This is a genomic window from Saccharothrix sp. NRRL B-16314, from assembly GCF_000716595.1.
Classification (GTDB): domain Bacteria; phylum Actinomycetota; class Actinomycetes; order Mycobacteriales; family Pseudonocardiaceae; genus Actinosynnema.
The window spans coordinates 38,495-50,379 of sequence record NZ_JNXC01000043.1 but is presented as its reverse complement, the minus strand read 5'-3'; the positions used below and the strand labels follow the sequence as shown (position 1 = coordinate 50,379).

Below are 11,885 nucleotides of genomic sequence, written 5' to 3'. Positions count from 1 at the left end.
GGGTGGGGCGGCGAGGGCGGTTGGGGGGTGATCGGGGGTCGGCGTCTGTGGTGGCGGTGGCTGTTGCGGGGGTGTGGTTCGCCTTGGTGGTGGTTGGAGTGCAGTTGGGACAGGCGGTCGTGAGCAGGCATCGGGTGGCTGCGGCGGCTGATCTTGGGGCGTTGGCGGCGGCCGGGCAGTTGGTCTCCGGGGCCGATCACGCCTGCGGGCGGGCCGCGTGGGTGGTCGGGCGGATGGGCGGTCGGCTGGCTGCGTGCCAGGTCAGCGGGTGGGAGGTGACCGTCACCGTGTCCGGTGAGCCGTCGGTGTTCGGCGCGCCGACTGCACGGGCACGGGCAGGTCCGGCCGAAGAATGACCCGTTCCGCCGCGACGAACGGTTGTCCGCCGGCGGTGAGCGGACTCACATGACCGCAGTTCCGCGGCTTAGCGGCGGATGAACGGCCCCCACGGCGTTCTGCTCCCCGCCCCCACCCTCCGCGCTCACCTGGCCACATCGACCAGTTATCGACAGGCGACTACCAAACCTCCCGGCCATGTCGTTAGTTCAAGTGGAGGCACCGACACGGTGTCGAACAACACGCGACACGGTGTCGTTGATAGCAAGCAGGAGGCGACGAAAGATGGAGTGGTCGGATAGCTGGCGCGGGGCCTTCCGCATCGAGCTGCGCGCAGAGGCGGTCAACCTCGCGTGGCACGGGTGGCCTGTGCTGCCGGGCACCTATCCGGCGGGCGAGCAGTGGGCCGGGCGCGACGGGGTCGAGGACGACGGCCCGACGCCGGTGCACCACGACTGGCAGGAGCGCATCGGCACCAAGGCGGAGCAGGTCGCCACCTGGTGGACGGGTCACTCCTACAGCATCCTGCTGGCCACCGGCCATGGCGTCGACGCCATCGAGGTGCCCGCCGACCTCGGCCGCCGGGCCGCGGTCGAGCTGCGCGCCACCGGCATCCCGGTGCCGATCGTGGCGACCCCGGCGGGCCGCTGGATGTTCCTCGTCGCCTCGGGCGGGAGCGCCGCGGGCACGGACGCCGACGCGGACGTCAGGCACTACGGCAAGGGCGAGTACGTCCCGCTGCCGCCGAGCCCGTGCGACGTCGGCGTCGTGCACTGGCGGGTCAAGCCGCAGATCTGCGCGTGGCAGCTGCCGCACGCGAGCGTGGTCCGGGAAGCCCTCGTCCAGGCCGTCAACCCGACCGCCGACTACGGCTTGGTCGCCGCCGACCGGTCGTGATCGACATGGCCGTGCCGGACGTCGTGGAATTCCTCCCCGACCACCCCGAGCACGACGTCCAGCACGGCCACCCCGCCCGCCTTGTCCAGCGGATCGTTGCCGTTCCCGCACTTCGGCGACTGCACGCAGGACGGGCACCCGGCCGGACACGCGCAAGCAGCGATGGCCTCCCTAGTAGCGACCAACCACGGGACTACCGCGTCGAATCCGCGGTCGGCGAACCCGGCTCCTCCGGGATGACCGTCGTGCACGAACACCGTCGCCTCCCCGGTGTCCTCGTGCAGCGCGGTCGAGACTCCGCCGATGTCCCAACGGTCACAGGTCGCGAAGAGCGGTAGCAGGCCGATCGCCGCGTGTTCGGCGGCGTGCAGTGCGCCGGGGATGCGCGCCGGAGCCAGACCGGCGCCCCCCGGCGCACTGCCTGACAACCCACTGTCGGGCAACCCACCGCCGGACAACCCACCGCCGGACAACCCCCTGTTCGGCACCGGCACCGGCACCGGCTCCGGCACTGAATCCGGGCCGGATTCTGCGGCCGACCCCGAGCCGAATGGCCCTGTGTCCGGTGAGTCCGAGCCCGGTTCGAAGCCGGATTCAGCGTCCGGCGAGTGTGTGCCGGGCGAGTGGGTGCCGAGCGAGTTTGGGCCGGGTGAGCCGGTGTTGGGCGAGTGGGTGTCGGGCGGGTGGGTGCTGGGCGAGCCGGTGTCCGACAATGCCTTGACCAGCAAGTCGGCGGACACCGTGTACCAGACAGCCCGCGTCACCAGCGTCTGCGCGGGCAGCGCCAACGGCACGGAGTCGATCACCTGGCCGGACGGCAGCTTCCGCAGGTAGCCGACGACCTGTGACGTCACCTCCACCTCGCCCAGGCACACCGTCACCCCGTCGAACGACCGCTGCTCCAGCACCCGCACCACCGCGATGTCCTTGGTGTCACGGGCCGTCGTCGTCCACTCCGGCTTCTCCGCGTGCACCAGCGCGATACCGCTGTCCAGGTCCAGCTCGTCCACCACGTACGACTCGCCCTGGTGCAGGTAGACGGCCCCGGAGTGCACCTGCCAGCACGCCGAGCCGTGGTCGACCGTGCCGAGCATCCGCCCCGAGTCGGCCTCCACCACCACGACCTGCTCGCCACCGGACCCGCGGATGTCCACCTCGCCGTGCGGACGGTCGTGCGCGGTCCAGTACCAGCCGTTCGGGCGGCGGCGCAGCACTCGCCGCGCGACCATGTCCTCCACCACGGCGAGCGCCGCGTCACCGCCGAACGCGGCCAGCGACTCGGGTGTCAACGGCAGCTCGGCCGCCGCGCACGCCAAGTGCGGCTCCAGCACGTACGGGTTCGTCGGGTCCAGCACCGTCGCCTCGACCGGCTTGTCCAGCACCGCCGACGGGTTGTGCACCAGGTACGTGTCCAACGGGTCGTCCCGCGCCACGAACACCACCAGCGCGTCCGTCGCCTCCGTCCGCCCCGCCCGCCCGGCCTGCTGCCAGAACGACGCCAGCGTGCCGGGGAACCCGGCCACCACCACCGCGTCGAGCCCGACGATGTCGACGCCCAGCTCCAGCGCGTTCGTCGTGGCGACACCGAGCAGCTCACCCGACGACAGCGCGCGCTCCAACGCCCTCCGCTCCTCCGGCAGGTACCCGCCGCGATAGGCCGCGACCCGCGCACCCAGCGACGGGTCGACCTCCGACAGCAGCCTCCGAGCGCCCAACGCGGTCAGCTCGGCACCCACCCGCGACCGCACGAACGCCAGCGACCGCGCTCCCTCCACCACCAGCTCGGCCAGGATCCGCGCCGTCTCCGCACCGGCCGACCGCCGCACCGGGGCGCCGTTCTCGCCTTCCAGCTCCGCCAGCAGCGGCGGCTCCCACAGCGCCACCGTCCGCCCGGCCCGCGGCGACCCGTCCTCCGTCACCGCCGCGCACGGCACCCCGAGCAGCGCCGAGGCCGAAGCCCCCGGATCGGCCACCGTCGCCGACGCCAGCACGAACACGGGGTCCGCGCCGTACCGCTGGGCGACCCGCCGCAACCGCCGCAACAACAACGCCACGTGCGAACCGAAAACACCCCGGTACGCGTGGCATTCGTCGACCACGACGTACGACAGCCGGCGCAGGAACCTGATCCACCGGGCGTGGTTCGGCAGCACGCCTCGGTGCAGCATGTCGGGGTTGCTGAACACCCAGTTGGCGTGCGCCCGCACCCAATCGCGTTCCGCCATCGGGGTGTCACCGTCGAACGACGCCGCCCGAACACCCGGCACGCCCAACGAGTCCACCGATCTCAACTGGTCCGCACCCAACGCCTTCGTCGGCGACAGGTACAGGGCCGTTGCCTTCGGATCAACGGTCAACGCGCTCAGCACCGGCATTTGGTACGCCAGCGATTTGCCCGAGGCGGTGCCCGTCGCCACCACGACGTGTGATCCGGACCACGCCAGCGAAGCGGCTTCGGCCTGGTGCCGCCACGGCGTCGTCACACCCCGTTCGACCAGCGCGGACACCACTTCGGGCGGCGCCCACGAGGGCCACGGAACGGGCTGCGCCGGGCGCGCCGGCTGGTCTTCGGTGTGCGTCAACGGCGATTCGCCCGCCGGAACTCCGGCGAGGACCCGGTCCAGCAAACGACGTCCCTGGTTCGCCACGGGGCGCAGCTTCGCACACCCCACCGACAGCACCGCTCCACGGCGGGCACCCCCGACCGTGGTCAGTTAAAACTGCCTGTGTGGATAACGGTGTGTGCACGGATCGGGACGCGTTGTTGCCTACTTGCGGTCTATGAATAGACTCCGCCGCTATCGCATCCAATGAGGGGTGCATCACGTTGTGTCGGGGTAGACAGTCGCGTGAGTGACCCGCCCCACACCGCGGGGTGGCCCTGCCATTGGGCTTGGAAAACTCACCAGGAGGACGGATGTCCCGGCATTTCCTCGCGGAGGGCCTAGAGCTCTCCGGAGGTGATCGCGGCCTCGTGGCCGTGGTCGCCGTGGTCGCCCTGGCTGCCCTGGCCGTGGGCTATGTGCTGCTCCGGGAGGTGCTGGCCGCGGGCCAGGGCACCTCCAAGATGCAGGACATCGCCAAGGCGGTCCAAGAGGGCGCAGCGGCCTACCTCAACCGGCAGTTCCGAACGCTCGGCATCTTCGTCGTCATCGTGTTCGTGCTGCTGTTCCTGCTCCCCGCCGAGGACATGGGGGAGCGCATCGGCAGGTCGCTGTTCTTCATCGTCGGCGCGGTGTTCTCCGCGATCATCGGTTACCTGGGCATGTGGCTGTCGACCCGCGCGAACGTGCGCGTCGCCGCCGCGGCGAAGGAGACCGGCGGCCGGGAGAAGGCCATGCGGATCGCGTTCCGCACCGGCGGCGTGGTCGGCATGTTCACCGTCGGGCTCGGCCTGTTCGGCGCGGCGCTGGTCGTGTTCGTCTACGTCGGCCAGGCACCGCGGGTGCTGGAGGGCTTCGGCTTCGGCGCCGCCCTGCTCGCCATGTTCATGCGGGTCGGCGGCGGCATCTTCACCAAGGCCGCCGACGTCGGCGCGGACCTGGTCGGCAAGGTGGAGCAGGGCATCCCGGAGGACGACCCGCGCAACGCCGCGACCATCGCGGACAACGTGGGCGACAACGTCGGCGACTGCGCCGGCATGGCCGCGGACCTGTTCGAGTCCTACGCGGTCACGCTGGTGGCGTCGCTGATCCTCGGCACCGCCGCGTTCGGCGCGAAGGGCCTGCTGTTCCCGCTGATCGTCCCGGCGATCGGCGTGCTCACCGCGGTCATCGGCGTGTACATCACCAGCGCCAGGACCGGCGAGAGCGGCCTGGCCGCGATCAACCGCTCGTTCTACATCTCGGCGGTCATCTCGGCGGTGCTGTGCACGGTGGCGGCGTTCGTCTTCCTGCCCAGCTCCTTCGGGAGCCTCCAGGGCGTGTCCGAGGACGTGGCGGCGACGCCGGGCAACCCGGCCCTCATCGCGGCCGTCGCGGTGATCATCGGCATCGTGCTGGCGGGCGTCATCCTGTGGCTGACCGGCTACTACACCGGCACCGAGCACAAGCCGGTCAAGGAGGTCGGCCGCACCTCGCTCACCGGCGCGGCGACCGTCATCCTGTCCGGCATCTCGGTCGGCTTCGAGTCGGCGGTCTACACCGCGCTGGTCATCGGCGGCGCCGTCTACGGCGCGTTCCTGCTGTCCGGCTCGGTCGTCGTCTCGCTGTTCGCGGTCGCGCTGGCCGGCTGCGGCCTCCTGACCACGGTCGGCGTCATCGTGGCCATGGACACGTTCGGCCCGGTCTCCGACAACGCGCAGGGCATCGCCGAGATGTCCGGCGACGTCGACGGCGAGGGCGCGCAGATCCTCACCGAGCTGGACGCGGTGGGCAACACCACCAAGGCGATCACCAAGGGCATCGCGATCGCGACCGCGGTGCTGGCCGCGACCGCGCTGTTCGGCTCCTACAAGGACGCCATCGAACAGGCGCTGCGGGAGGTTCAGGTGGGCCTCGGCGAAGTGCCGGTGTCGTTCACCAACGTGGTGTTCAGCCCGAACGTGCTGGTCGGCCTGATCATCGGCGCGGCCGTGGTGTTCATGTTCTCCGGCCTCGCGGTCAACGCGGTGACCCGTGCGGCGGGCGCGATCGTGTTCGAGGTGCGCCGCCAGTTCCGCGACAACCCCGGCATCATGGACGGCACCGTCAAGCCCGAGTACGGCCGCGTGGTCGACATCTGCACCAGGGACTCGCTGCGCGAGCTGGCCACCCCCGGCCTCCTCGCGGTGATGGCGCCCATCGCGGTGGGCTTCGGCCTCGGCGTCGGCCCGCTGGCCGGCTACCTGGCCGGCGCGATCGCCACCGGCACGCTGATGGCGGTGTTCCTGGCCAACTCCGGTGGCGCCTGGGACAACGCGAAGAAGCTGGTCGAGGACGGCAACCACGGCGGCAAGGGCTCCGACGCCCACGCCGCCACCGTCATCGGCGACACGGTCGGCGACCCGTTCAAGGACACCGCCGGTCCGGCCATCAACCCGCTGATCAAGGTGATGAACCTGGTCTCGGTGCTGATCGCGCCCGCGATCGTCGGCTTCTCGGTCGGCGCCGACGCGTCGGCCGGCGTCCGGTACGCCATCGCGTTCGTGGCGGTGGCGGTCATCGTGGCGGCCGTGGTCGTGTCCAAGCGGCGCGGCACGGCCATCGCGGACGCCCCGGCGGAGGCGACCACTTCCGCGTGACACCGGTGTGAAGGCGGGGCGTCCCCGGTCGGGGGGCGTCCCGCCTTCGCTTGGTCGGGGTAGGCCGAGTGGGTGCACACTGGTCGGTGACGATTGGGAACTACCGGGAGCGACCTCATGAGACTTCTGCCGCTGATCGCCGCGACCGCGCTGGTCGTGACGGTGACCGGGTGCGGGTCCGGGGGTGACTCCACCGCGCCCACGACATCGTCCACCTCGCCGTCCGACGCCGCGGCCGTGGAGTACATGGACAAGGTGTGCACGGCCGCCGCGTCGTTCGCCACGGTGCAGAAGACGCCGCCGAAGCTGGACGCGAACGACCCGGCGAAGCTGAAGGCCGAGATGGGCACCTACATGGGCCAGATGGCCGACGCGTTCACCCAGACCGCGACCAAGCTGCGCGGCATCGGGCCGTCGCCGGTGGCCGGCGGTGACGAGCAGGTGGAGAAGATGGCGGTGACGTTCACCGGCATCGCGAAGAACTTCACCGACGCGAAGGTGGCCATCGAGGCGGCGGACGCGAACGACCCCGTCGGCGGGCTCCAGGCGGCCGGCGAGGCCATCACCCGGTTGGATGACTTCGTGGCGCCCTTGAAGCAGCTGGAGGCGTCCCCGGAGCTGTCCGACGCGGCCCGGAAGGCGCCGAGCTGCCAGGACCTGCGGACGGCCACGCCGTCGGAGCCCGCGGCACCCACGTCGTAGTAGGTTGTGCCCCCTTCGGTTTTCGGACTTCCTCCGGGGGGATTTAGTGCAGCGCAACTTCAAGTCTCGGGCCGGGCTGGCGGGCGTGTTCGCCGCGGTCCTCGTCACCGCCGCGTGCGGAGGTGGGGGGACGTCGTCCTCCGGCGCGTCGACGACGGCCGCCACCACCACGACGACGGCTGCGGCGGCGGCCGACCCGGTCAAGTGGACCGGCACGTTCTGCGAGGGCATCGGCCCGACCATCGAGGGCGTGATGGCCCTGCTCAAGACCATGTTCGAGGGCGGCGCGGAGGACCCGGCCGTGCAGAAGGCGGCGCTGCTCGACTACAGCGGCAAGGCCGGCAAGTCGATGTCCGAGGCGGGCGAGAAGCTGGACGCGCTCGGCGCGCCGTCGGCGAACGCGCAGGAGCTGCACGACGAGCTGGTCAAGTTCTTCACCGAATCGGGCAAGACGGCGACCGAGGTCAACACCGAGCTGGCGAAGCTCGACCCGGCCGACCCGGAGTTCTCCGCCAAGCTGGAGAAGCTGGGCGGCGACCAGGCCGACCCGTCCAAGCTCCAGGAGCAGATCAAGAAGCTCCAGGAGGACCCGGAGCTCGCCGCGGCGTTCAAGCAGGCGCCGGAGTGCGTGGCGATGGCGGAGACGCTGAAGGGCCTCGGCGGCTGACCTGCGGTCGGGTGCTGGTGAGACACCTGAGGCCGTTGGGGTGGGTGGTTCAGCCCTTCGGAGACTGGCCGTGGTCGAACGTGTGTTCTACGCTGCCTGTCCGTGGGGCAACTGTCCTTCTTCTCGGCCGAGGCGCGACAGCCTTGCGTCGGTGACCTGGCGGGCCTGCTGTGCGGGCCCGGCCAGGCGCTGGGCTTCGCCCGGGGTCGGGCGGCCAGGGTGTCGGTGACCGTCGACACCCGTGCTCGCGCCGCGGCCGTCGCAGCCGCGTTGGCCGAGCGCGGGGTGCAGGCGAAGACCGATCCGGACGAGGCCGGGTCGGTGCAGGTCACGACCCCGTTCCGGACCGACCTCACCGGCCTGGCCGGGCAGTGGCTGGACGGCTGCCGCAAGATCGTCCCCACCGATCTCGCGCTCGACGGCGGCGCGCTGCGGCTCTGGGCGCTGGCCTCCGGGCGCTGGGTGGAGACCGGGTACTTCCTCGGCCTCGACCCGGACGCGCCGGACACCCACGAAGCATTGCGAAAAGCGTTGGCCACGTCGGGCCTCCCCTCGACACTCTGGACGGGGAAAGAAGGGGGACCGGCGCTGCGCGTCGTCGGCCGGCGGCGGCTCGAACGGCTCGCGGAGCTGGTCGGACGGGCGCCGCGGGGCGTCGCCGAGCGCACCTGGCCGGCTGCGTAGCGCGTCCTCCTGACGGAAGATCAGGCACAGTTGTGTCACCCTGTCCCGACCAGGGCTGCCCAGCGGCGACAAAGGACAGTGCACACTGGCGGGTCGGGACACAGTGTTCGAAGAGAGCGGGACGGCGTGGCTGGATCGACACGGGCGAGGAAGACAAACGGGGGATCAGCGAGCGGAAATCGACGGTTGGTGATCGTCGAGTCGCCCGCGAAGGCGCGGAAGATCGCGTCGTACCTCGGCAGCGACTTCGTCGTGGAGTCATCCAAGGGGCACATCCGGGACCTCCCCCGGGGCGCCGCCGACGTGCCCGCGAAGTACAAGGGCATGCCGTGGGCGCGCCTCGGTGTCGACGTCGACCACGACTTCGAGCCCCTGTACGTCGTCACGCCCGACAAGAAGGCGACCGTCTCGGAGCTGAAAGAGCTGCTCAAGGACGTCGACGAGCTCTACCTCGCGACAGACGGCGACCGCGAGGGCGAGGCCATCGCCTGGCACCTGCTGGACACGCTGAAGCCGAAGGTCCCGGTCCGGCGGATGGTGTTCCACGAGATCACCGAGCCCGCGATCCTCGCCGCCGCCGCGAACCCGCGCGACCTGGACCAGGACCTGGTCGACGCGCAGGAGACCCGCCGCATCCTCGACCGCCTCTACGGCTACGAGGTCAGCCCGGTGCTGTGGAAGAAGGTCATGCCGAAGCTCTCGGCGGGCCGGGTGCAGTCCGTGGCGACCCGGATCGTGGTGGAACGCGAGCGCGAGCGGATGAAGTTCGTCACCGCCTCGTACTGGGACGTCTCGGCGACCATGGACGCGGGCGAGGACGCCTCCCCGAGCACGTTCGGCGCCCGCCTGATCGCGGTCGACGGCACCCGCCTCGCGGCGGGCCGCGACTTCGGCTCGGACGGCAGGCTCAAGGCCGGTTCCGAGGTCCGGGTGCTGGACGAGGCCCAGGCGAGGGCCATCGCCGACGGCCTGGTCAACGCCACGATGAAGGTCTCCTCGGTCGAGGAGAAGCCGTACACCCGCAAGCCGTACGCGCCGTTCATGACGTCCACGCTCCAGCAGGAGGCGGGCCGCAAGCTGCGCTTCTCCGCGGACCGGACCATGCGCACCGCGCAGAAGCTGTACGAGAACGGCTACATCACCTACATGCGCACCGACAGCACGACGCTGTCGGAGACGGCGATCACGGCGGCCCGCGCGCAGGCCACCGAGCTGTACGGCTCCCAGTTCGTGGCCAAGGAGCCCCGCCAGTACACCCGCAAGGTCAAGAACGCGCAGGAGGCGCACGAGGCCATCCGCCCGGCCGGCGAGGTGTTCCGCACCCCCGGCCAGGTGGCCCGTGAGCTGGAGTCGGACGAGTTCAAGCTGTACGAGCTGATCTGGCAGCGCACGATCGCCTCCCAGATGGCCGACGCCCGCGGCAACACCACGTCCATCCGCATCTCCGGCACGACCCAGGCCGCCGGCTCGGGCGGTGGCGGTGGCGAGGAGGTCACCTTCGCCGCTTCCGGCCGCACGATCACGTTCGCCGGCTTCCTCAAGGCGTACGTGGAGACGGTCGACTCGGAGGCGGGCGGGGAGTCCGACGACGCCGAGTCCCGCCTGCCGCAGCTGGTCAAGGACCAGGCGCTGCTGGCGGCGGAGCTGTCCGCGGACGGCCACTCGACGTCACCGCCGCCGCGCTTCACCGAGGCCAGCCTGATCAAGACGATGGAAGAGCTGGGCATCGGCCGGCCCTCCACCTACGCCTCGATCATCAGCACCGTCCAGGACCGCGGCTACGTGTGGAAGAAGGGCTCCGCCCTGGTCCCGTCCTGGGTGGCGTTCGCCGTGGTCGGGCTGCTGGAGCAGCACTTCGGCCGGCTGGTGGACTACGACTTCACCGCCGCCCTGGAGGACGAGCTCGACGGCATTGCCGCGGGCCGCCAGGAGCGGACCACGTGGCTGTCCGGGTTCTACTTCGGCGGCAACGTCGGCCCGGAGTCGTCGGTGGGCCGGTCCGGCGGGCTGAAGAAGCTGGTCGGCTCCAGCGTCGAGGCGATCGACGCCCGCGAGGTCAACTCGATCCCGCTGTTCGCCGACGTCGACGGCCGCACGGTCTTCGTCCGGGTCGGCCGGTACGGGCCGTACCTGGAGCGCGAGGTGCAGGGTCCGGACGGCGAGGTCGCCGCGCAGCGCGCGAACCTGCCCGACGACATGCCGCCGGACGAGCTGGACCGCGAGATCGCCGAGAAGCTGTTCGCGACGCCGCAGGAAGGCCGTTCGCTGGGCAACGACCCGGTCACCGGGCACGAGATCGTGGCCAAGGAAGGCCGGTTCGGGCCGTACGTGACCGAGGTGCTGCCGGAGGCGCCGGAGGGCGCGAAGAAGCCGCCGAAGCCGCGCACCGGCTCGCTGTTCAAGTCGATGGCGCTGGACTCGGTCACGCTGGACGACGCGCTGAAGCTGCTCTCGCTGCCGCGCGTGGTCGGCAAGGACCCGGAGACCGGCGCGGAGATCACCGCGCAGAACGGCCGTTACGGGCCCTACCTGAAGAAGGGCACCGACTCGCGGTCGCTGACCAGCGAGGACCAGCTGTTCACGGTCACCCTCGACGAGGCGCTGAAGATCTACGCCGAGCCGAAGAAGCGGGGCCGGGCCGCCGCCGCCCCGCCGTTGAAGGAGCTGGGCGCGGACCCTGTCTCGGGCAAGCCGATGGTGGTCAAGGAGGGCCGGTTCGGCCCGTACGTGACCGACGGCGAGACGAACGCGTCGCTGCGCAAGTCGGACAGCGTCGAGGGCCTGTCCGACGAACGGGCGGCCGAGCTGCTGGCCGAGAAGCGGGCCAAGGGGCCGACGACGAAGAAGAAGGCTCCGGCGGCGAAGAAGCCGGCGGCGCGGAAGAAGGCCCCGGCCAAGACCAAGAGCTAGCGGAGGTGGGCGGTGGACGACGTCGGCGCGGGCAGTGCCCGCCCGTCCGGTCAGGACGGAACGCAGGCCCCACCGCCCCCGCGCGTGTTCCCCGACCCGCTCGCGGGGTTGGTGACGGGCGAGCGGCCCTACCGGCCTGAGGCCGTGGCACCGGTCGTGGTGCCGCAGGTCGTGGTGCCGCCGTTGGCGTCTCCCCCACCGCCGAGCGCGCCGTACGTCCAGTCCGCCCGCCGCCCGGCTCGTGCGCAGCGGCCCGCGACGCCCCACCTGCAGCCGTCAGGTCAGCCGACGGCTCACCTGCCCCACCCCGGGTTGGCCCGCCGGCCCGCGCCGGCGCCCGTCCCGCCGGAGCAGAAGAAGAGCCGAGGCGGTCTGATCGGGTGCCTGGTGCTGCTGGCCGCGTTGAGCGGACTCCTGTTCAACGTGGTGCGCGAGATCGTCCAGGCAGTGGCCGACCTGCTGCGATGA

The 11,885-nt window shown here is 71.3% G+C and carries 9 protein-coding genes; 8 read left to right on the top strand and 1 reads right to left on the bottom strand.

From position 1 onward, the window contains the following. The first annotated feature begins 2 nt into the window (after nucleotides 1–2). Together OQ02_RS36415 and OQ02_RS36410 are read left to right on the top strand one after the other, a co-directional pair. Entirely contained in the window at nucleotides 3–356 is a 354-nt protein-coding gene (locus tag OQ02_RS36415) for an Rv3654c family TadE-like protein (RefSeq protein ID WP_269321662.1), read from the top strand. A 265-nt stretch (nucleotides 357–621) separates the two neighbouring features. Next, nucleotides 622–1,233, top strand: coding sequence for a bifunctional DNA primase/polymerase (locus tag OQ02_RS36410; protein ID WP_033443231.1), 612 nt, complete (start codon nucleotides 622–624; stop codon nucleotides 1,231–1,233). Here OQ02_RS36410 and OQ02_RS36405 read toward each other — a convergent pair. Next, the gene (locus tag OQ02_RS36405; protein WP_033443241.1) at nucleotides 1,203–3,881 is read right to left on the bottom strand and encodes a DEAD/DEAH box helicase; all 2,679 of its coding nucleotides are present in this window, start codon (nucleotides 3,879–3,881) and stop codon (nucleotides 1,203–1,205) included. The genes OQ02_RS36410 and OQ02_RS36405 overlap by 31 nt on opposite strands. A 269-nt stretch (nucleotides 3,882–4,150) precedes the next feature. Between OQ02_RS36405 and OQ02_RS36400 the strand changes: the two genes are divergently transcribed. From OQ02_RS36400 to OQ02_RS36375, 6 genes are all read left to right on the top strand, one after another. Beyond that, a complete protein-coding gene (locus OQ02_RS36400; RefSeq protein WP_033443230.1) occupies nucleotides 4,151–6,454 on the top strand; it encodes a sodium-translocating pyrophosphatase in 2,304 nt (767 codons plus the stop codon). A 117-nt stretch (nucleotides 6,455–6,571) separates the two neighbouring features. Continuing rightward, nucleotides 6,572–7,156: a hypothetical protein gene (locus tag OQ02_RS36395; RefSeq protein WP_033443229.1), complete on the top strand. Its 585-nt coding sequence runs from the start codon at nucleotides 6,572–6,574 to the stop codon at nucleotides 7,154–7,156. 46 nt (nucleotides 7,157–7,202) lie between these two features. Then, the gene (locus OQ02_RS36390; protein WP_033443228.1) at nucleotides 7,203–7,823 is read left to right on the top strand and encodes a hypothetical protein; all 621 of its coding nucleotides are present in this window, start codon (nucleotides 7,203–7,205) and stop codon (nucleotides 7,821–7,823) included. 102 nt (nucleotides 7,824–7,925) lie between these two features. Further along, nucleotides 7,926–8,507, top strand: a complete 582-nt coding sequence (locus OQ02_RS36385; RefSeq protein ID WP_033443227.1) for a hypothetical protein — start codon at nucleotides 7,926–7,928, stop codon at nucleotides 8,505–8,507. Between the two features lie 126 nt (nucleotides 8,508–8,633). Continuing rightward, a complete protein-coding gene (gene topA, locus OQ02_RS36380) occupies nucleotides 8,634–11,417 on the top strand; it encodes a type I DNA topoisomerase (RefSeq protein ID WP_051773239.1) in 2,784 nt (927 codons plus the stop codon). A 12-nt stretch (nucleotides 11,418–11,429) separates the two neighbouring features. Continuing rightward, entirely contained in the window at nucleotides 11,430–11,885 is a 456-nt protein-coding gene (locus OQ02_RS36375; RefSeq protein ID WP_033443226.1) for a hypothetical protein, read from the top strand.

Coding starts and splice junctions, on each gene's coding strand:
- OQ02_RS36410 (WP_033443231.1), top strand. CDS start 622: ATGGAGTGGTCGGATAGCTGGCGCGGGGCCTTCCGCATCGAGCTGCGC.
- OQ02_RS36400 (WP_033443230.1), top strand. CDS start 4,151: ATGTCCCGGCATTTCCTCGCGGAGGGCCTAGAGCTCTCCGGAGGTGAT.
- OQ02_RS36395 (WP_033443229.1), top strand. CDS start 6,572: ATGAGACTTCTGCCGCTGATCGCCGCGACCGCGCTGGTCGTGACGGTG.